This is a genomic window from Acinetobacter sp. ASP199 (assembly GCF_022700675.1).
Taxonomy (GTDB): Bacteria; Pseudomonadota; Gammaproteobacteria; order Pseudomonadales; family Moraxellaceae; genus Acinetobacter.
In genome coordinates this window covers 1,676,532-1,696,309 of the sequence record NZ_CP062182.1, presented here as the reverse complement: position 1 = coordinate 1,696,309, position 19,778 = coordinate 1,676,532, and the positions used below count along the sequence as shown (strand labels likewise).

At 42.4% G+C, this 19,778-nt stretch carries 19 protein-coding genes and 1 pseudogene; 12 read left to right on the top strand and 8 right to left on the bottom strand.

All coding sequences use genetic code 11. The features are described from left to right. Nucleotides 1-39 precede the first annotated feature (39 nt). Nucleotides 40-498: a hypothetical protein gene (locus IHE35_RS08005; protein WP_242786914.1), complete on the top strand. Its 459-nt coding sequence runs from the start codon at nucleotides 40-42 to the stop codon at nucleotides 496-498. Nucleotides 499-607: 109 nt separating this feature from the next. On the opposite strand, the gene IHE35_RS08000 is transcribed toward IHE35_RS08005, so the two are convergent. Continuing rightward, the gene (locus IHE35_RS08000) at nucleotides 608-823 is read right to left on the bottom strand and encodes a hypothetical protein (RefSeq protein WP_242786913.1); all 216 of its coding nucleotides are present in this window, start codon (nucleotides 821-823) and stop codon (nucleotides 608-610) included. 585 nt (nucleotides 824-1,408) lie between these two features. Further along, entirely contained in the window at nucleotides 1,409-2,695 is a 1,287-nt protein-coding gene (brnQ, locus tag IHE35_RS07995; RefSeq protein ID WP_242786912.1) for a branched-chain amino acid transport system II carrier protein, read from the bottom strand. A gap of 340 nt (nucleotides 2,696-3,035) precedes the next feature. Here brnQ and map point away from each other — a divergent pair, with 340 nt between their 5' ends. Next, a complete protein-coding gene (map, locus tag IHE35_RS07990; RefSeq protein ID WP_242786911.1) occupies nucleotides 3,036-3,830 on the top strand; it encodes a type I methionyl aminopeptidase in 795 nt (264 codons plus the stop codon). Nucleotides 3,831-4,184: 354 nt separating this feature from the next. Here map and IHE35_RS07985 read toward each other — a convergent pair whose 3' ends face one another. The 4 genes from IHE35_RS07985 to IHE35_RS07970 all read right to left on the bottom strand — a co-directional run bounded on the left by IHE35_RS07985 (nucleotide 4,185) and on the right by IHE35_RS07970 (nucleotide 7,400). Next, nucleotides 4,185-5,084, bottom strand: coding sequence for a LysR substrate-binding domain-containing protein (locus IHE35_RS07985; RefSeq protein ID WP_242786910.1), 900 nt, complete (start codon nucleotides 5,082-5,084; stop codon nucleotides 4,185-4,187). Between the two features lie 82 nt (nucleotides 5,085-5,166). Next, on the bottom strand, nucleotides 5,167-5,874 hold the full coding sequence (locus IHE35_RS07980) for a Sir2 family NAD-dependent protein deacetylase (protein ID WP_242786909.1): 708 nt from the start codon (nucleotides 5,872-5,874) through the stop codon (nucleotides 5,167-5,169). Between the two features lie 17 nt (nucleotides 5,875-5,891). Beyond that, the gene (locus tag IHE35_RS07975) at nucleotides 5,892-6,821 is read right to left on the bottom strand and encodes an alpha/beta hydrolase (RefSeq protein ID WP_242786908.1); all 930 of its coding nucleotides are present in this window, start codon (nucleotides 6,819-6,821) and stop codon (nucleotides 5,892-5,894) included. Nucleotides 6,822-6,845: 24 nt separating this feature from the next. Then, nucleotides 6,846-7,400, bottom strand: coding sequence for a PadR family transcriptional regulator (locus IHE35_RS07970; RefSeq protein WP_242786907.1), 555 nt, complete (start codon nucleotides 7,398-7,400; stop codon nucleotides 6,846-6,848). Between the two features lie 167 nt (nucleotides 7,401-7,567). On the opposite strand from IHE35_RS07970, the gene IHE35_RS07965 reads away from it, so the two are divergent. From IHE35_RS07965 to IHE35_RS07955, 3 genes and pseudogenes are all read left to right on the top strand, one after another. Then, nucleotides 7,568-9,592 (top strand): NADPH-dependent 2,4-dienoyl-CoA reductase, encoded by a 2,025-nt coding sequence (locus IHE35_RS07965; protein WP_242786906.1) that lies wholly within the window; start codon nucleotides 7,568-7,570, stop codon nucleotides 9,590-9,592. A 180-nt stretch (nucleotides 9,593-9,772) separates the two neighbouring features. Beyond that, nucleotides 9,773-10,175, top strand: a pseudogene (locus IHE35_RS07960) (nuclear transport factor 2 family protein). 74 nt (nucleotides 10,176-10,249) lie between these two features. Next, nucleotides 10,250-11,398: an alpha/beta fold hydrolase gene (locus IHE35_RS07955; protein WP_242786905.1), complete on the top strand. Its 1,149-nt coding sequence runs from the start codon at nucleotides 10,250-10,252 to the stop codon at nucleotides 11,396-11,398. A 28-nt stretch (nucleotides 11,399-11,426) separates the two neighbouring features. Here the strand turns inward: IHE35_RS07955 and IHE35_RS07950 are convergent, their stop codons facing one another. Further along, nucleotides 11,427-11,861, bottom strand: coding sequence for an internalin (locus tag IHE35_RS07950; RefSeq protein WP_242789977.1), 435 nt, complete (start codon nucleotides 11,859-11,861; stop codon nucleotides 11,427-11,429). Between the two features lie 227 nt (nucleotides 11,862-12,088). Between IHE35_RS07950 and IHE35_RS07945 the strand changes: the two genes are divergently transcribed. The 7 genes from IHE35_RS07945 to IHE35_RS07915 all read left to right on the top strand — a co-directional run bounded on the left by IHE35_RS07945 (nucleotide 12,089) and on the right by IHE35_RS07915 (nucleotide 18,756). Beyond that, nucleotides 12,089-13,726 carry a CTP synthase gene (locus IHE35_RS07945; RefSeq protein ID WP_242786904.1) on the top strand — a complete coding sequence of 546 codons (1,638 nt, stop codon included), beginning with the start codon at nucleotides 12,089-12,091 and terminating at the stop codon, nucleotides 13,724-13,726. 32 nt (nucleotides 13,727-13,758) lie between these two features. Beyond that, a complete protein-coding gene (gene kdsA / locus IHE35_RS07940; RefSeq protein ID WP_242786903.1) occupies nucleotides 13,759-14,619 on the top strand; it encodes a 3-deoxy-8-phosphooctulonate synthase in 861 nt (286 codons plus the stop codon). Between the two features lie 62 nt (nucleotides 14,620-14,681). After that, nucleotides 14,682-15,971, top strand: a complete 1,290-nt coding sequence (gene eno, locus IHE35_RS07935; protein ID WP_242786902.1) for a phosphopyruvate hydratase — start codon at nucleotides 14,682-14,684, stop codon at nucleotides 15,969-15,971. Between the two features lie 13 nt (nucleotides 15,972-15,984). Then, entirely contained in the window at nucleotides 15,985-16,368 is a 384-nt protein-coding gene (locus IHE35_RS07930; RefSeq protein WP_242786901.1) for a septum formation initiator family protein, read from the top strand. Continuing rightward, nucleotides 16,337-17,050: a 2-C-methyl-D-erythritol 4-phosphate cytidylyltransferase gene (gene ispD, locus IHE35_RS07925; RefSeq protein ID WP_242786900.1), complete on the top strand. Its 714-nt coding sequence runs from the start codon at nucleotides 16,337-16,339 to the stop codon at nucleotides 17,048-17,050. The genes IHE35_RS07930 and ispD overlap by 32 nt, the downstream gene beginning before the upstream one ends. Nucleotides 17,051-17,151: 101 nt before the next feature. Beyond that, nucleotides 17,152-18,288 carry a rod shape-determining protein RodA gene (gene rodA, locus IHE35_RS07920; RefSeq protein ID WP_242786899.1) on the top strand — a complete coding sequence of 379 codons (1,137 nt, stop codon included), beginning with the start codon at nucleotides 17,152-17,154 and terminating at the stop codon, nucleotides 18,286-18,288. Nucleotides 18,289-18,402: 114 nt separating this feature from the next. After that, nucleotides 18,403-18,756: a hypothetical protein gene (locus tag IHE35_RS07915; RefSeq protein ID WP_242786898.1), complete on the top strand. Its 354-nt coding sequence runs from the start codon at nucleotides 18,403-18,405 to the stop codon at nucleotides 18,754-18,756. 105 nt (nucleotides 18,757-18,861) lie between these two features. Here the strand turns inward: IHE35_RS07915 and yddG are convergent, their stop codons facing one another. Then, nucleotides 18,862-19,746: an aromatic amino acid DMT transporter YddG gene (gene yddG, locus IHE35_RS07910; RefSeq protein WP_242786897.1), complete on the bottom strand. Its 885-nt coding sequence runs from the start codon at nucleotides 19,744-19,746 to the stop codon at nucleotides 18,862-18,864. Nucleotides 19,747-19,778: the final 32 nt, after the last annotated feature.

Here is a 19,778-nt window from a genome sequence, read left to right as displayed (position 1 = left end):
ACTAAAAAGTCAAGACAATGAACTTAATGGAATTAAGATATGCAGCCAATTGAACTTAGTCTGGCAGTTAAACTGGCCATTTTATTTAGTGGAATTTTCTTGTGGGTGGGCATGCTGACAGGGGTATGGAAATATATGCAGATCCGCAGTTCAGCACAGTCGCGTGCACATTATTATGTCGATATTGCCCATCGTAGTAGCTTGCTGTATGCACCAGCAGCACTGATTCTTGCAGTGCTGGCTTATTATTCTGAATTTTCAGAGACTGTAAATCTGATCTGTGTGGTATTGAATCTGGCTTTTTTTAGCTTTTCAATCGGTGCTTATATCCTGCATGGCATGTTGCAAGATACAATCAATCAATTCAGAAAACCGCATCAAGTCGGCAAGTTTCAATTACCGGGCATATTAATGACTTTGGCAATGATTGGATTAATTGTAGCAGAGCTGGGTGGAACCGGAATTTTGCTTTGGGGCGCTGCGCAAGGACTTTTTTAGGTTATTTTTATTCTAATTGGAAGGGGAAAAAATTGAATTGGACTTTTCTTTTTCTTCTACCATATGGATGAGTGGCCAGGTCATCCATATGGTTCAACATCAAGGTTGATTAGCGATATTTCTGGTCAATGACCACCCATAGGTAAAATGCAGCCGAGACGATCAGCGCATATGCTAAATACTCTGCTTTTAAATTTCCTTGAATTACGCAGTGAACGATTAAAGTCAACATCAGCGCAAAAGTAGTGCTTAAAAACACCACAAGGTTAGAATTGGCTTTAAGAGCGTCAATGAAGACTTGCTTTTTGAAATGTACTGATAACATCTCCATCCCTCCTATTTTTAGTGTTATTGATGTCCAAAACTGAGTGAATTGATCAGAATTGAACATACAGTTGTACTGCGAATACTAGAACTTTTCAATAGCTTCGAATAATTGTGCTGGAGAAATACAGCAACTTTAGTCGTAGAACCATAAAAATTGTCAAAGTAGCAATTTATCTGGACCATTTAAGTGCTTAAATTGGGTTTAAGGACGAGTTAGGTAATAAAAGCTAAATGGTACAAGCGGAAAAATGCAAATTTTACGCCACAATATGTGGTTTACTGGGAAGATCATGTAAACGCATGTAGGTGGGATGCTAAAATTTATAAAAATTGTTGGAATATTGATATAAGTTAATGAAATTTAATAATTTTGAAAATGATTGTGACAACTTGTTCAAAAGAATGAGTTAATTATTTCTCAGATGAAGTTTTATCTACTTTATTCAATTAAACGCTTGGTTACTGATCATCATGCAGTGAATTGAACCAATAAGTGCCCGTTTGGGTAAAACCTGACAATTATTGATCGCGCTTAAATCGTATTTTGGGTAAAAAGACGATTTATTGACACTGCCCAGAAAGATTAGTTTCTGATACGGTCAATCACAGCTGAAATCACCAGAACAATCAGGGCTGGGATTAACCATGCCATGTTTTGTTCAGAAAGCAGTAAATTCTGAAGTAAAGCAGGTAAATCAAAACCGGCAACTTTTAGACCATCAAAAATACCGAAGATAAATGCAACCAGTGTGGTCGGTGCAACAACTTCAGCAGGCTTTTTAAAGAAATGTCCACAGAAGCTCAGCAGGATCAATGCAATTGCAGGCGGATAAATCGCGCTCAGTACAGGCACAGAAACGGCAATCAGTTTGGTCAAACCGAGGTTTGAAATCACCAGCGAGAAGCCAACCAGAACAAATACAAAGGCTTTGTATGGTAAACGAGTAATCGATGAGAAATATTCAGCACATGCACAGGTCAGGCCGATCGCAGTGACCATGCAGGCAACAAAGATCATGATTGCAAGGAAATAGGCACCCATATCACCAAAGGCATGTTGTACATAAGCATGCAGAATAATCGCACCATTGGCAGCATTTGGGGCAACTTCATGACTACCCAGACCCAATTTAAACAGGCTGAGGTAAACCAGGGTCAGGCCGATCCCGGAAATAATGGCAGCATTTACCGCATATTTGGTAATCAGCTTACGGTCAGTGACCCCACGAGAAGTAATTGCACGCACAATCACGATACCAAAGACCAATGCTCCCAAAGTATCCATGGTTAGATAACCATTGACGATGCCTTCGGTGACCGGGCTAGAAACATAATTGCCAATCGCAGCAGGTGGATTGCTGGCAGGAATGAGAACTGCAGCCACACCTAAAATGATTAAGGCAATAATTTTCAATGGAGACAGGAAGTAACCCACAGTATCCAGAATTTTATTTGGATACAGCGAAACCAGTGTCACCACAGCAAAATAGATCACGCTATAGATCAGCAAATTACTTGGCTCATTGCCAAAATAAGATGAGAAACCAATTTCATAAGAAACGGTTGCAGTACGTGGTGTTGCGAATAAAGGTCCAACAGTAAGATAACAGACCACAGTCAGTAAAAGACTTGCGGCTTTACCTAAGGGAGAGCTTAAGATCTGGATTGAACCTTCAACACGAGACAATGCCACGATGGTGATAACAGGCAGGCCAACTGCAGTAACCAGGAAACCTAGAGCAGCTAACCATACATGCTCACCGGCTTGTTGAGCCACAATCGGTGGAAAGATAATGTTACCCGCACCAATAAACAGTGCAAAGGTCATAAAACCTAAGGCAACAATATCCCGAGTACGGAGACTTGTCATAGAGGGAGAATAAACGAACAAAAGAAAGCGATTTTAGAGGAAATGGGTCAATTTTTGGAGTTTATTTTGTTGCTAAAAGCCTTGATTTTACTGATCTTGATCATCGAAATACCAAGTATCCAAATCTTGGTAGAAATATATATTTGAAATTTATTTAATAATTAGAATTTTGCTACATATCAGACATAAAAACGCTTAAAACTTGTGGGAGAGCCAGTTGGATAAATACTCATCACATTTACCTGGATGTGGCTTTTAGAAAGCTGGATCCTAAAATACAAGTGCAGCATGGAGATAGAAAAAGGACTATAATTCACTGATTCAAACTGAGGATAAGCACATGAGAGCTTCGACGATAAGTCTTAAAACTGAACAAGATATCGAAAAACTTCGTATATCAGGCCGACTGGCTGCTGAGGTTTTGGCGATGATCGGGGAGCATGTGAAACCGGGTGTCACGACAGAATACCTGGATGACATCTGTAATGACTTTATTGTGAATACGCTCAAGGTAATTCCGGCAAATGTGGGCTATTACGGCTATACCAAAACCACCTGCATTTCACCCAATGAAGTGGTCTGTCATGGTATTCCATCAGCAACTACCGTATTAAAAGATGGCGATATCATCAATATCGACGTTGCGATTATTAAAGATGGTTATTTTGGTGATACCAGCCGGATGTACTATGTCGGTACGCCTTCAGCTGAAGCAAAGAAACTGGTTGAAACGACTTATGAAGCAATGGTTGCCGGTATTCATGCCGTCAAACCGGGTGCAACTTTAGGTGATATTGGTTATACAATCCAATCTGTGGCACATCGCGAAGGTTATAGTATCGTGCGTGAATACTGTGGTCATGGTATTGGCAAGGTTTATCATGAACAGCCAAATATCCTGCACTATGGCCAACCGGGTCAGGGGCTGGTGTTGAAAAAAGGCATGGTGTTTACAATTGAGCCAATGGTGAATCTAGGCAAAGCACGGGTTAAAGAACTTAAAGATGGCTGGACAGTCGTCACTGCAGATAAATCGTTATCTGCTCAGTGGGAACATATGGTCTATGTAACAGATACAGGCTTTGAATTATTATCGCCATGGCCAGAAGGTACAGGTGATTATCCTGAAATCTAAATAAAAGATTATTCCTGTGTTAAAAAGCACTGATTTTAATGCATCAGTGCTTTTTTTAATTGTAAATGAGCATATACACATGTTTTCAAAACGATACAAAACACTACAGCTTGCAGTGGAGTAAATGATATTCATTCTCTATATTCCTATATAGTGAATAGATACCTTGTATCCATCTCCCTTATTTATTGGCGTTAATAGAATCAAGTGATGAAAATATAAGAGAGCAATCTAAGCTCTATATTTTTTTGATTTACAGAGTAAATGTTGTTAGCCCTTAATGCTGTAGTGACTCTGACTAGCTCATCTCTCGTGGATGAGCTTTTTTTTTACTTGCTGATTTATGAACATGATTCAGTCATGATGTAAATTTTCTACCAGATAATCGATAAAAACCCGCACAGCAGGTAATAAACCACGTCGCGATGGATATACCATATGGAAAATTCCATGTGCTGCTTTCCATTCCGGAAGTACACGTACCAGTTCACCACGTTCCACATATTGCTGCACCACGTTATCAGGTAACAGGGTAATGCCACAGCCTGAAGCAGCCAGTTGTGCCAGCATACTCAGATCCGAACCGAGTACTGTTGGCATAACACGGATCTTTTTTTGTTCCTGTTTGCTGTTATGTAATACCAGAAACTGTTCGGTATGTTCATCTGCCATGCTCAGAATTTTATGCTCAGAAAGTTCTTCTGGATTTTTCAGGTGACCAAATTCATTCAGATAGCCTTGACTGGCAAATAGATGCTGTTCGATCTGGTCAAACTGACGAATCACCAGATTTGGATCATCATCCAGACTGGAGCGCACACGCAGGGCAATATCAAAACCTTCATTGATAATATCTACACGACGATTGGTTACCATCATCTGAATTTTGATTTCAGGATATTGTTTCAGGAACGCCGGTAGAATTCGCGCGATTTCGTTTTGCGCAATCGAAACAGGTAGACTGAGTTTAATAATGCCACGTGGTTCAGTACTGAGATGATCAACCAGATCATGGGCGGCTTGGGCAGCACTGAGCATCACCTGGGCATGACGATAAATATTCATACCGATATCGGTGACAGCAAAATGACGTGAGCTGCGTTGAATTAGCCGAACACCAAGGCGTTCTTCCAGATTATAAACCCGGCGACTGAGTTTGGATTTAGGAATGTCAGTGGCGCGTTCTGCTGCACTAAAGCCACCATGTTCTACAACTTGGGCAAAACAATAAAAATCATCCAGATCCGTCAGCATTAGTTCATTCCATATACGCAACAATGAACTGATTAAAAAATTATTGTTTCAACGTGTCAAGGTGACTTTGTCTTTTTATTGCTTATATAGCTTCATTCAGCAGCTTATCTTTCAGGTATTGCATGCCTTGAGTAGCATTCATGGCAATTTTCTCAAACTGCGAAGGCAAGTGCTGCTGATCGGCTTTTGGATCAATATAGTAAGCGCTACAATTCGATGGAATCTCATGAATCAAGCCAGCAACTGGATAGACCTGTAAGCTGGTACCAATCACAATAAAAATATCAGCATCCTGAATGCAGTCCTGTGCATCTTCATACGCAGGTACAGCTTCACCAAACCACACCACATGCGGACGCAGCGGATAGCCATCCTTACAAAAGTGTTTATTTATATCCAGTTCAGCCCCCTCAATCGGATAAAACTCGGTGGTGTATTGCGCCTTTGGTCCAGACGTTTTTGCCAGCCGGATATTGCCATGCAGGTGAATGACTTTGGTGCTACCAGCACGCTCATGCAGATCATCAATGTTCTGGGTAATCACATGCACATCATAAGCATTTTCCAGCGTGACAATCAGTTGATGCGCAGCATTGGGCTGTGCAGCCAGAATCTTTTTGCGCCGTTCATTATAGAAACGCTGTACCAGTGCCGGGTCACGTCGCCATGCTTCTGGTGTTGCCACATCTTCTACACGATGCTGTTCCCAAAGACCATCACTATCACGGAAGGTATTAATTCCGCTTTCAGCACTCATGCCTGCACCAGAAAAGACCACCAGTTTTTTCATCTTGTTTCTTTTCTCCTCTAAGCTGCCTGATGACTATGCTTGGCATTGGCTTTTAAAAATGCCGCGATTTCCTTGCTAAATTTGACTGGTTCAGTCAAGAGCGGGGTATGACCGGATTTTTCGAAACGTACCTGTTTGGCATGTGGAATGCTTTGGGCAATCAGGGTTTGACCTTCAACTGGATATAGTTTGGATTGTGTGCCGCTGAGGAAAGTGACTGGACATTGCAGTTTCTGGATCGCTGCCCGGTAATCTTCTCGATGGTAAAGATAATTATTGATATACCAGGTCATATAGTCGACCCGGTTTGAAGGTAATAACAAGCTTTGCAGGCGTGGCTGATTCAGAATCCATTCAAAGGCTTTCAGGCTGTATTTATTGTCATTTTGCAAGCCAATAAACTGCAGCCAAAGTTTGGCAATCTGATGGCGAGTGTTACTGTCCAGATCTTTAATGTATTTTACATTCTGATGTGGTGCCAGTAATTCTGAAATCTGGGTCAGAATAGAAATAAATACCGGATGATGTTCACCAAACAGGCCATAGCCCCAACTGTCATCTACCGGGATTTTTGGGGTCTGGTCAATATGCAGATAGGCAGTGATATGCTCAGCAAAATCACCATAGTGCATGCCATGCATGGCCGTGGTGGCACCCATGGAATAGGCAATTACCATCACCTTATCAAGATGTAACTGCTGCATCACGGACTGCACATCCAGCCAGTGACTAGAAATGGCATCCATATCTGGAATCTTGCAATCACTGGAAGCACCAAAACCGCGCCATTCAGGAATAATAAATCTGAACTGATGCCGATGTGGATAGAGAAAAGCCGCCCATTGCCAGCTCAACATGCCCAGGCCAGACAACACCAGTACAGGCTGACCCTGTCCATATTCGCGTACAAAAAGCATTTCGCCATCGGGCATTTTGTAATATGACATAGACTGAGTCCTTATTTTTATATGCTAGCTAGCAGCGTCATTATTATTAAATTGTTTTAATTTTGGAATCATGATTTCTAACCAGCTAATCCACCCGATTTCCAGATCGATGCCCAGTTGCAGAATCATTTTATGAATATACAGTGTGCGGTTGCTTTCGTCAGCTGTTGCAAAATCTTTGGCAAAAATCTGACGGTAAATATTCAGTTTTTCCCGGTGCAACGCTAGGTGTCTTTCCAGTTCCGGCAAGATGCTATTGCTGCCCATTTGTGCTTCAGCACGTAAGCGCACCATAAGTTCTTCACGCAGTTGAGCCGGTGGACTTTGTTCTAGCATCCAGTTGGCCAATTCTTCACGCCCCGGACGTTCTACCTGATAAGTCTTTTTGCGTGAACCACTGTCTTCATCTTCTATAGTCGATATCCAGCCTTTTTGTAACATGGCATTCAGTTCACGATAGATCTGCTGATGGGTGGCATTCCAGAAAAAGCCCATCGAACGGTCAAAGCGACGTCCTAACTCAATACCGGTACTTGGCTTCTCCAGTAAACTGGTCAATAGAACATGCGATAAAGACATAAACGTCTCGAGAAAAATGACTCAGGATTATTATGCAACATGTTGCATAAAAATCAATTCTGAACTATAAATTAATGCAACAAGTTGCATAAAAGCTGATGAATGAGAGGAATTTCACATCAGCCCTCATAAAAATAGCCAGCTGACAGGCACGCTAAGGAGTCAAAATGTCAAAGTATCCGCATTTACTTGCCCCATTAGATCTGGGCTTCACCACCTTAAAAAACCGGGTCCTGATGGGTTCTATGCATGTAGGCTTAGAAGAAGCACCGGGTGGTTATGATCGTATGGCAGCATTCTATGCTGAACGTGCCAAAGGTGGTGTCGCTTTGATCGTGACCGGTGGTATTTCTCCGAATGATCATGGTGTGACTTTTCAGGGTGGTTCTAAACTCGACAGCATTGAAGAAGCTGAAAAGCATAAAGTGATTACCCAGGCCGTGCATGATGCAGGTGGCAAGATCGCCATGCAGATTCTGCATACCGGACGTTATTCCTATCAGGCTGAAAATGTCGCGCCGTCGGCAGTTCAAGCACCGATTAACCCTGTAAAACCACATGCGTTGACCTCAGCGGAAGTGCAACAAACCATTGATGACTTTGCCAACTGTGCCAAGCTGGCACAATATGCGGGTTACGACGGTGTAGAAATCATGGGATCGGAAGGCTATCTGATCAATGAGTTTATTGCTGCTCGCACTAACCATCGTGATGATGAATGGGGGGGGAGTTATGAAAACCGTATCCGCTTCCCGATTGAAATCGTGCGCCGTACCCGTGAAAGTGTGGGTGAGAATTTTATTATCATCTACCGTCTGTCGATGCTGGATCTGGTCGAAGGTGGTTCAACGCTGGAAGAAGTGATTCAGCTGGCACAGGAAATCGAAAAAGCAGGTGCAACGATTATCAATACCGGGATCGGCTGGCATGAAGCGCGTATTCCAACCATTGCAACTAAAGTGCCACGTGCAGCCTTTACCTGGGTGACGGAAAAACTAAAAGGTTCAGTCAAGGTTCCGCTGATTACCTCGAACCGTATTAATACGCCGGAAATGGCTGAATATGTCCTGGCTGCCGGTCATGCTGATATGATTTCCATGGCACGTCCAATGCTAGCCGATGCAGAGTTTGTGCTAAAGGCGGAGCAGGGTCGTAGTGATGAAATTAATACCTGTATTGGTTGTAATCAGGCCTGTCTGGATCACATTTTCTCGATGAAGATAGCAACCTGTCTGGTCAATCCACGTGCCTGTTATGAAACTGAATTGATTTTTAAAGAAGTGTCTACACCGAAAAATATTGCGGTGATTGGGGCAGGTCCTGCCGGTTTAAGTTTTGCCATTTATGCCGCAGGTCGTGGTCATCATGTCACTGTGTTTGAAGCATCCAATCAGATCGGCGGTCAGTTTAATATTGCTAAAACTGTGCCAGGCAAAGAAGAATTCTACGAAACCATTCGTTATTTCAAACGCCAAATCGAATTGCAACCACGTATTCAGCTCAAACTGAATCATACAGCGACTTTTGAACAGCTAGCGTCTTCGAACTTTGATGATATTGTGGTAGCGACTGGGGTGAATCCACGTCAACTGGATATTCCAGGTATTGATCATTCAAAAGTGTTGTCTTATCTGGACGTGCTAAAAGAGCGTAAGCCTGTAGGTCAGCGTGTGGCGATTATCGGGGCAGGTGGTATTGGTTTTGATACAGCGGAATACTTAAGTCATGAAGGTGAAAGCGGCAGTGTCAATCCGCAAAAATTCTATGATGAATGGGGGATTGATACAGATTATGACAATGTTGGTGGTTTAAAACAGCCAAGTGTTGAGCAGCCAAGTCGTGAAATTTACTTAATGCAACGTAAAGCAAAATCCGTGGGTGCAGACTTAGGTAAAACCACCGGATGGATTCATCGTACAGGTCTGAAACACCGTCATGTAAAAATGATACCGGGTGTCAGCTATGAAAAAGTGGATGATCAGGGTTTTCATATTACAGTCAACGGTCAGCCAAAGTTGCTTGAAGTAGATAATGTCATCGTCTGCGCAGGTCAGGAATCTTATACTGCGATGTTCGATGAATTGAAACAGTCGGGCAAAAATGTACATCTGATCGGGGGTGCTAAAGAAGCCGGCGAACTGGATGCCAAGCGTGCGATTCGTCAAGGTGCTGAATTGGCGGCGAAGATTTAACTCCTTTAAAAAAAGTCCCCCTTTGCAAAAGGGGGATTTAGGGGGATTTAGGGGGATTAAAATATGAGAATCCCTCCCAACCTCCCTTTGTTGAGCTTTGACTTAAAGCAGTGTTTAAGTCTCGCTCAGGGGGGATTTATATAGAAATGAAATATCAAAACAAAAAAAAGGAACCCAAAAATGACCTTACAAACCACCCAAGCCTCACTCGCACGCTGGCATGACATGCTGGACAGCCGTGACATGACTATCCTGAATGAGTTGCTGGCAGATGAAGTAGTATTCCGCTCACCAGGCATTTAATCCATATTCCGGTAAGCCTGTGGTCTTTTTTATTCTGACTAATGTGATTCAGGTGTTTGAGAACTTTACTTATCACCGTACTTTCTATTCGGATGACGGTAACCATGTTGTACTTGAATTTTCTGCCAATGTGGAGGATAAGAAATTAAAGGGTATTGATATGATTCAGTTCAATGATGAAGGCAAAATCATCGATTTTGAAGTGATGATTCGACCGAAGTCAGGTCTTGAAGCGCTTGCTGCACAAATGGGGCAGCGGATGATGGCCTTTCAAAAATAGTCTGATTCAAGAGCGATCATACAATCCGGCATAAAATTTGTAAGTCACTGAAGGATAACCGGATGGAAAGACAAATGAAAATGTTGATAAAAAAAGTAGTTCAGCTTTCAGGTGAATATTTTGACCGTGTGATTGGTGCAGATACGCCTACTTTATATTACAACCCGAATGGCGTATTTCAGAATCTGATTAATCATCTGCCACAATTAAAGCAAAAATACCGTCCTACACCGTGGCTATGCAATGCGCATGCCCATATTCTGTATTTTGATCTGATCAAAAAGAAAACCATCAAACTTAAATATGATGCGATTGAGCAGCTGAATATGTCTGATGGTGGAATCACCGGCATTGCTTGGTATGGACTCAACCTGCCAATAGATACGCCGACCATTGTTTTACTGCATACCATTACCGGTTCACCAGAATCAATGAGTGAACTGGTCAGAGATCTGCATCTGCATACGGGTTGGCGAGTGGCACTCTGTTTACGCCGTGGTCATGCCAATTTGCCGATGCCTGTTCCGAAAATGAACCTGTTTGGCTCTACTCAGGATTTACGTGAACAGTTACTTTATATTCAGGATAAATTTCCGCAATCGGAACTGTATGGCGTAGGTTCTTCCGCCGGGACAGGTCTATTGGTACGTTATCTGGGAGAAGAAGGTGAGCAGACCCCACTCAAAGCAGCCTTTGCACTGTGTCCGGGCTATAACACTGAAAGTGGCTTTGCTTATGTACATCCTTTTTATAGCAAAGTAATGGCAAAAAAACTGTTAAAACGCTTTATTCATCCGTATCAGGACGTCTGGAAAACCTTGCCTTCTTGGGAGGAGATTCTTTCGGTACAAAATCTTGCTGACTTTGAAAAATTGTATTTTAAAATGGCTGGTTTTCAAGATTATGAAAGCTATACTAAAGCCACCAACCCAATTTATGTTTTTGAAAATGTCAAAATCCCATTGATGATTCTGAATGCAGAAGATGATCCGGTCTGTCATATCAACAATCTGCATCCCTATAAAGACCGCATCCTTGCCATGCCGAATATTATTGTAGTGACAACGAAAAAAGGCAGTCATTGCGGTTTCTATCAAGGCTTAACTAAAACTGAATCATGGGCCACTCGTCTTATGGCACAGTATTTGAAACAGCTTTCTATTGCGGCGACAGAAATAGAAAACGCTGAACCTGAATATACGGCAATAAAAAACCCAGCATAAGCCGGGTTTTTTTATTAAAAAGACTAAATCAGTTTTCAAGCGCTGGCATAGCAGCTGCAATGGCTTCCGCCACAGCATCATCCTCTGACTGTTCTGCACCTGAATTGGTTCTAGGCTTGTACTCAGTCTCAGAATCCTGGGCTTTTGGTGCTTGAGCAGGTTGTGATGCTGCTGGATCTGTAGCAGAAGTGCTCTGAGCAGGTCGAGTTTCACGACGAATTTCAGTTGTGGTATTCGGTGTTTCTTCACGAATTACTTCAACTGTTTCAGGAACTTCTTCAATCAAAGGCTGATCTTGCTCTGCTGGTTCCAGTGTTTCAAAATTTGGCTGTTCTACTGGGGTTGCTTCCGATGCTGCAGCAACTTCAGTCTGATCTTCTTCCTTTGGAGCTTCTTTCTTCACACACGCAGTAAGTAAAAGTCCAGTTGCAAGAGCGCCACAGATTAAAAGTTTCTTATTCATCATTACTTCATAGGTAAATGTAGAGGGGATTACAATATTATAGCAGTAAATTACCAGATAGAAATGATCTGAACTTACTCTAATTTTTTATCGGAAATGCTGTTAGAATAATCAATTGTTTATTGTTCTTTGAATTGATGCGGATTGACTTTGCTTTCTAGGTGCAAGGTAAAGTAAAATTGCGCAACATTGCAGGCCGATTTAGGCTCGATTGTACGAGAAACCCAATGACCCATTTTATTTTCGTTACTGGTGGTGTTGTATCATCACTAGGTAAAGGTATTTCAGCTGCTTCTGTTGCTGCACTTTTAGAAGCCCGTGGTTTAAAAGTGACCATGGTAAAAATGGATCCATACATTAATGTCGATCCAGGGACGATGAGCCCATTCCAACATGGTGAAGTTTTTGTTACAGAAGACGGTGCTGAAACAGACTTAGACTTGGGTTACTACGAACGTTTCTTACGTCGTGCGAAAATGACCAAACTGAATAACTTCACATCAGGTCGTGTTTACCAGGATGTTCTGAATAAAGAACGCCGTGGTGACTATCTGGGTGGTACTGTGCAAGTTATTCCACATATTACTGACAATATTAAAGAACGTGTACTTCGCGCTGGTGAAGGTTATGACGTTGCGATCGTAGAGATCGGCGGTACAGTAGGTGACATTGAATCTCTCCCATTCATGGAATCTGTACGTCAGTTAATGGTGGAACTTGGTCACAAGCGCACGATGTTGATGCACTTAACGTTACTCCCATACATTAAGTCTGCAGCAGAATTAAAAACCAAACCAACACAGCATTCTGTTAAAGAACTTCTGTCGATTGGTATTCAGCCAGACATCTTGATCTGTCGTACAGAATATGATGTTGATGCAGATACTAAACGTAAAATCGCATTGTTCACCAACGTTGAAGCACGTGCAGTTGTGGTGTGTAAAGATGCACGCACAATTTATCAAATCCCACGTACATTCTACGAACAAGACGTTGATGATCTGATCTGTGAACGTTTTGGTTACAACGATCTTCCTGAAGCTGATTTAACAGACTGGGACAACGTGGTTGAATCTTTACTGAACCCTGAATACACAGTGCGTGTTGCAATGGTTGGTAAATACGTTGAACTTCCAGATGCCTACAAATCAGTGAACGAAGCGCTTTTACACGCTGGCATTCAAAACCGCGTGAAAGTACAAATCGATTACGTCAATGCTGAAGAACTTGAAAGCCAGGACGTAAACGAAGTGTTGAAAGATGCTGATGCGATTCTTGTACCAGGTGGTTTCGGTGAACGTGGTACTGAAGGCAAGATGCAAGCGATTAAATACGCACGTGAAAACGGCGTACCATTCCTTGGCATCTGTTTAGGTATGCAGTTGGCTGTGATTGAATATGCGCGCAATGTTGCGGGTATTGAAGACGCAACCTCTACTGAATTCAACCGTTCGACTAAATCTCCATTGATTGGTTTGATCACTGAATGGTTAGATGAGCGTGGTGAAGTTCAACAACGTTCTGCGGACTCAGACCTTGGCGGTACGATGCGTCTTGGTGCTCAAAAATCTGAACTGGTTGCTGGTACAAAAACAGCTGAAGTTTATGGTTCAGAAGAAATTATTGAGCGTCACCGTCACCGTTACGAGATGAACAACCGTTACATTCCTGTCCTTGAAGAAAAAGGCATGAAGATTTCTGGTTATTCACCGATCCAGCGTTTGGTTGAAACTGTTGAAATTCCTGAACACCCTTGGTTTATTGCGGTACAATTCCACCCGGAATTTACCAGCTCGCCACGTGATGGTCACCCATTGTTTGCTGGTTTCATTGGCGCTGCGAAACAACAGCATCAAAGCAAATAATTTGGTGTATTGAGTAAAACTAGGAAGTTGAAATGTCAGAATTATTAAAACCACAGGAAATCGTACGTTTAGGCGATATCGAAATGGCGAACCATTTGCCATTCGTATTATTCGGCGGTATGAACGTGCTTGAGTCTAAAGACTTGGCATTTGAAATTGCAGAAACTTACGTGGACATTTGTACACGTTTAGGTATTCCGTATGTATTCAAAGCCAGCTTTGATAAAGCCAACCGTTCGAGCTTAAACTCGTTTCGTGGTCCAGGTCTTGAAAAAGGCTTGGAGTGGTTAGCTGACATTAAAAAACACTTTAATGTGCCAATCATTACTGATGTTCACGAACCGTATCAAGCGGCACCTGTGGCTGAAGTGGCTGACATTATTCAACTTCCTGCGTTTTTAAGTCGTCAGACGGATCTTGTTGAAGCGATGGCTAAAACTCAAGCCATCATCAACATCAAGAAAGCCCAGTTCCTTGCGCCACATGAAATGCGTCATATCCTGCATAAGTGTTTAGAAGCAGGCAATGACAAACTGATTTTGTGTGAACGTGGTTCAGCATTTGGCTACAACAATCTGGTTGTAGATATGCTGGGCTTCGATATCATGAAAGAAATGAATGTGCCTGTGTTCTTTGACGTGACCCATGCGCTGCAAACTCCAGGCGGTCGTGCTGACTCTGCGGGTGGCCGTCGTGCCCAGATCACGACACTTGCACGTGCAGGTATGGCAACAGGACTGGCAGGCCTGTTCCTAGAAGCACATCCAGATCCTGAAAAAGCCAAATGTGATGGTCCTTGTGCATTGCGTATGTCACAACTTGAACCATTCTTGGCGCAATTGAAAGAATTGGATAGCTTGGTCAAAGGTTTTGCTAAGCTAGATACACATTAATTGAATACCTTGATGCGTCGTTTTTGACGCATCATTTTTATTAATCAACTGAGGAATAGTTCATGAGTCAAATCGTTGACATTCGTGCACGTGAAATTTTGGACTCTCGTGGTAACCCAACCATCGAAGCGGACGTTATCTTAGCATCTGGCGTAGTTGGCCGTGCATGTGCACCATCTGGTGCTTCAACTGGTTCTCGTGAAGCTTTAGAACTTCGTGATGGCGATAAATCGCGTTACTTAGGTAAAGGCGTTAAAACTGCTGTAAACAACGTAAACACAGTGATTCGTGATGCGTTAGTGGGCAAATCAGTATTCGAACAAAAAGACATCGATAATACGATGATCGCGCTTGACGGTACTGAGAACAAAGAAAAACTAGGTGCAAACGCAACTTTAGCAGTGTCTTTAGCTGCTGCGCGTGCTGCTGCTGAAGAAAAGAAAATTCCTCTTTTCCAATACATCGCAGACCTTCGTAACAACAGCAACTTGATCATGCCTGTACCAATGATGAACATCATCAATGGTGGTTCACATGCAGACAACAACGTTGACATTCAAGAGTTCATGATTGAGCCAGTTGGCTTCACTTCATTCTCTGAAGCGCTTCGCGCTGGTGCTGAAATCTTCCACTCACTTAAATCAGTATTAAACAAAAAAGGTTTAAACACTGCTGTAGGTGATGAAGGTGGTTTTGCACCGAACTTACGTTCAAACGAAGAAGCAATTACTGTAATTCTTGAAGCAATTTCTCAAACTGGTTACAAAGCTGGTTCTGACATTATGCTTGCGCTTGACTGTGCATCTTCAGAATTCTACAAAAATGGTCAATACATTCTTGCAGGTGAAGGCAACAAAGCATTCTCTAGCAACGAATTCTCTGACTACCTTGCAGGTCTTGTAAACCAATACCCAATTATCTCAATTGAAGATGGTTTGGACGAGTCTGATTGGGAAGGTTGGTCTTACCTGACTTCTATTCTTGGCGACAAGATCCAATTGGTTGGTGACGATCTATTCGTAACAAACCCGAAAATCCTTCAACGTGGTATCAACGAAAAAGTTGGTAACTCGATTCTGATCAAATATAACCAAATCGGTACGTTGACTGAAACTCTTGATGCAATCTATCTTGCAAAAGACAACGGTTACACAACTGTGATTTCTCACCGTTCAGGCGAAACTGAAGATTCTACAATTGCGGATCTTGCAGTAGGTACTGGCGCTGGTCAAATCAAAACTGGTTCTCTTTGCCGTTCTGACCGCGTAGCGAAATATAATCAATTACTTCGTATTGAAGAATTGACTAATGCTGCATATCGCGGTAAAGCTGAATTCAAAGGTTTGAACTAAGCGATTATCGTTGATGTTAAATGTATTCGACTCTTTGATGAGTAAAGTACTGTTGGGCCTTGCGATCTTTGCGATCGCAGGGTTTCAATATTTATACTGGTTTGGTGAGGGTGGTTATCGAGACCATCAGGCACTGACACAGAAAATACAACAACAAGTAGAATTGAATGACGAGCTGAAAGAGCGCAACCGCGTACTGGCAGCTGAAGTTTATGATCTGAAAAATGGTGATCAAGCCATCGAAGAACATGCACGTCTGGATCTGGGCCTGATTAAGCCGCATGAGACCTTTGTGCAGATGAGTACCATTAGCACTCAATATAAACCGATTTATCTCGAAAATTCTAAAGTAGACCTGCGTACCAATGAGTCAGCTGAAAATCCAAGCACACCATAAATTATGGGCCATTATTCCAGCTGCAGGTTCGGGTAGCAGATTTTCTAAAACAGAACTAAAGCAATATCAAATGATTCAAGAGCGTACTGTTCTTGAGCATACGGTTGCACGTTTGAATCAGCTTCCACTGACGGGTTATGTGCTGGCGATCGGCAGTCAGGATGATGTGGCCAAGACGTTGGCATTTTCCAATCAGGACAAAGCCCATTTCTGCACCGGTGGTACCGAGCGGGTCAATTCGGTCCTCAATGCCTTAACTTACCTGTCGGAAATCACTTCAGAAGAGGATTGGGTATTGGTGCATGACGCGGCACGTCCATGTGTCAGTCAAAATGCATTGACTGATCTGGTTAATACGGCGACTGAAACTGATCAGGCGGCGATACTGGCAATCCCGGTACGTGATACCCTAAAACGTGTGGTACAAGGTCACGATATTGAAACCACGGTTGACCGTTCGACTTTGTGGCAGGCACAAACACCACAAATGGCCAAACTGGGTCAGTTAAAACGTGCCATTGAACAGGCATTACAAGATGGTGCGACTATTACCGATGAAGCCAGTGCACTGGAGCATGTAGGGGATTCTGTACGTGTGGTACAGGGTCGATCTGATAATCTCAAAATTACCTATCCAGATGATCTGGAACTGGCTCGTCTGATTTTGGCAGCACAAGCCTAAATTTATTTGAAGAAATACATAATAAATAGAGCAGTGGCGCTCAATTCTCCGCTGCTTTAACTTATAATTTCGCCATTGTTAATTTTGAACCTTTTGTCACCATGATACCTTCTCAGCAGTATCGTTTTTTACGACAATCCGCGCGCGATGGATTGAGTATAAAGCACGATTCTTCAAGATGGGCCAAGCTACATCTGGACCCATGGTTGCTATGCTTCCTGTTACTAAATGCTGCCTTGGGATTGATGGTGGTGTATAGTGCGACCTCTGAAAATTCTGGCATGGTGATCCGTCAGGCGATCAGTTTTGGTATTGGTTTTGTGGTGATGTTTATCTGTGCGCAGGTTCCGCCAAAAGTCTATCAAGCAGCAAGCCCATATTTTTATGCCTTTGGGATCTTCATGCTGTTGCTGGTCTTTGTAATTGGTGAAAGACGACTTGGGGCGACACGCTGGATTACCTTGCCTGGCGTGGGAAGTATGCAGCCGAGTGAGGTGATGAAATTTGCCATGCCACTAATGATGGCCTGGTACTTCGCGCGTAAGCCATTTCCACCCAAGTTTTGGCATATTATTGGGGCGTTAATTTTACTTGGTATTCCTTTTGTTTTGGTTGCACTTCAACCTGACTTAAATATTGGCTTAATTATTCCCGGTATATTTGTACTGTTTTTAAGTGGTATGTCGTGGCGCTATATTCTTGGGGCGATGGGTGCCTTGGCTGTGGTCGCACCATTACTATGGATGTTCATGTTGCAGGAATATCAAAAGAAACGTGTACTGACTTTGTTTGATCCTGAATCCGATGCATTAGGTGCAGGCTGGAATATTATCCAGTCTAAAATTGCTATTGGTTCTGGAGGGATGACTGGTAAAGGTTATTCGCAAGGAACGCAGTCACATCTGGGTTATCTGCCAGAGCATCATACTGACTTTATTATGTCGACTTATGCTGAAGAGTTTGGCTTTATTGGTGTATTTTTACTGTTTAGCTTATTTACGGCTATTATCATTCGTTGTTTGATGATCGGGATGAACAGTTTCCATAATTTTGGACGTTTGTATGCGGGGGCTACAGGTTTAACCTTCTTCTTCTTCGTATTTCTGAACTCAGGCATGGTCAGTGGCATCCTTCCAGTGACAGGCGACCCATTACCGCTGATGAGTTATGGCGGAACGGCTGTGATTTCTTTGCTCGCTGGTATGGGTATTGTGATGTCGATTCATACCCATCGCTAAGTAAGATTAAAAGGAAAAAGCCAGACCAGTTCTGGCTTTTTTATTGCCTAAAATTTTATGTTATAAAGATTCAATAACTTAGATAAATAGCTATATTTGCATATTGGGGGCAAGATGAAGAAATTACTATTGGTGTTGGGATTAATGGGATTGTCGGCAACTGTATGGGCAAAGCCATTGAGTCAAACTGAATTTAAATCTCAAGTGAAACAGCATTATGATGCACTAGAATTGAAACAGGCTGCGCTGAATTTATCATTGGATCGTCGCGAACATCCGTCACTCATGATTGCCAAGGCATGTGACTACGCTAAAGGCTTGAAAGAGGTTAAACGGCTTTCTGAGCAAAATCTGCATCTGGCAGAAGCTAAGGATGAATTGCAATTTATTAGCTCATTAGATACAAGTTTTAATCAGTCATTAATTGATTTGGGCACTACTTACGAAACCGGATGCCTAAAACAGTAGCTGCGAACTTTACATGTATGTTTCATAAATGCTCTAAAGATGCCTTGAAAATAGCGTTTTTATTGCATTAAAAGTTAGGCTTTACATTGGTTGAATATATCAGATTTATGATTTTGCCTTAGTCGCCATCCAGCAAAGCAGTGAACCAAAACACACCATGAATGCACCTTTCCAGAAACTGAATGTTAATTGTGTGCTTAAAATCAATGCCGAAACCACTGAAGAAAAGACCGGAATAAAGTAGGAAGCTATTGCCAGTAAAGTCACATTTCCATGCAGAATTCCGATATTCCATGCGCCATAGCCAATGCCCATTGCAAAAGCAGCGAATACCAGATAAATGCTGGAATTCAATTCGAAATGTGGGATTGGCTCAGCAGAGAAAATCCATTTGATCCATAATACAATCGACACCAAAATAAAGAATAAGGTAATGCCATTTTTGCCATTGGCAGCACGAGCAGTGAGGGTGCAATAGGCAGCCCATAGAAAAACACCGGTTAAAGCCAGTCCATAACTTAGTGGATTGGCCTGTATGTTGGATAGCATTGTTTTAAAGCTAAATCCAGCTTCACCACCCAGCACCAGGCAGATTCCTGCAATAGATAAACATATCCCGGGAAAGATAAGAAAATTGGCTTTTTGCCGGTTAAAAATAATTGAAAACAGAATCGTGGCTGTCGGCCACAGATAATTCACCATTCCGATTTCTATGGCTTGTCTGTTATTGCTTGAATAGCCAATAGAGAGGGCAAGACAAATTTCATAAGACACAAAAAGCAGGCTTCCCCAAATTAGATATTTAAGGGGAAATTCTTTCAGATGTGTCCAGCCAAATGAAAGCAATAAAATAATCGAGGCACATGAATAGATTAACGCAGCTCCTCCGATCGGTCCAAAGTAATGACTGACTTCTTTGATGAGCGCAACAATGAGGCTCCATAAGAAAACTGCCGTAAGACCAATCAATGTCGCTTTGTTTGAGTTCATTGCTCGTGTTCAGGATAGGTTTGGAAGATAGT

Coding starts and splice junctions, on each gene's coding strand:
- IHE35_RS07955 (WP_242786905.1), top strand. CDS start 10,250: ATGAAAATGTTGATAAAAAAAGTAGTTCAGCTTTCAGGTGAATATTTT.
- yddG (WP_242786897.1), bottom strand. CDS start 19,746: ATGAACTCAAACAAAGCGACATTGATTGGTCTTACGGCAGTTTTCTTA.
- IHE35_RS07970 (WP_242786907.1), bottom strand. CDS start 7,400: ATGTCTTTATCGCATGTTCTATTGACCAGTTTACTGGAGAAGCCAAGT.
- rodA (WP_242786899.1), top strand. CDS start 17,152: ATGATACCTTCTCAGCAGTATCGTTTTTTACGACAATCCGCGCGCGAT.
- IHE35_RS08005 (WP_242786914.1), top strand. CDS start 40: ATGCAGCCAATTGAACTTAGTCTGGCAGTTAAACTGGCCATTTTATTT.
- brnQ (WP_242786912.1), bottom strand. CDS start 2,695: ATGACAAGTCTCCGTACTCGGGATATTGTTGCCTTAGGTTTTATGACC.
- map (WP_242786911.1), top strand. CDS start 3,036: ATGAGAGCTTCGACGATAAGTCTTAAAACTGAACAAGATATCGAAAAA.
- IHE35_RS08000 (WP_242786913.1), bottom strand. CDS start 823: ATGTTATCAGTACATTTCAAAAAGCAAGTCTTCATTGACGCTCTTAAA.
- IHE35_RS07930 (WP_242786901.1), top strand. CDS start 15,985: ATGTTAAATGTATTCGACTCTTTGATGAGTAAAGTACTGTTGGGCCTT.
- kdsA (WP_242786903.1), top strand. CDS start 13,759: ATGTCAGAATTATTAAAACCACAGGAAATCGTACGTTTAGGCGATATC.
- IHE35_RS07915 (WP_242786898.1), top strand. CDS start 18,403: ATGAAGAAATTACTATTGGTGTTGGGATTAATGGGATTGTCGGCAACT.
- IHE35_RS07965 (WP_242786906.1), top strand. CDS start 7,568: ATGTCAAAGTATCCGCATTTACTTGCCCCATTAGATCTGGGCTTCACC.
- IHE35_RS07975 (WP_242786908.1), bottom strand. CDS start 6,821: ATGTCATATTACAAAATGCCCGATGGCGAAATGCTTTTTGTACGCGAA.
- IHE35_RS07950 (WP_242789977.1), bottom strand. CDS start 11,861: ATGAATAAGAAACTTTTAATCTGTGGCGCTCTTGCAACTGGACTTTTA.
- IHE35_RS07945 (WP_242786904.1), top strand. CDS start 12,089: ATGACCCATTTTATTTTCGTTACTGGTGGTGTTGTATCATCACTAGGT.
- IHE35_RS07980 (WP_242786909.1), bottom strand. CDS start 5,874: ATGAAAAAACTGGTGGTCTTTTCTGGTGCAGGCATGAGTGCTGAAAGC.
- IHE35_RS07985 (WP_242786910.1), bottom strand. CDS start 5,084: ATGCTGACGGATCTGGATGATTTTTATTGTTTTGCCCAAGTTGTAGAA.
- ispD (WP_242786900.1), top strand. CDS start 16,337: ATGAGTCAGCTGAAAATCCAAGCACACCATAAATTATGGGCCATTATT.
- eno (WP_242786902.1), top strand. CDS start 14,682: ATGAGTCAAATCGTTGACATTCGTGCACGTGAAATTTTGGACTCTCGT.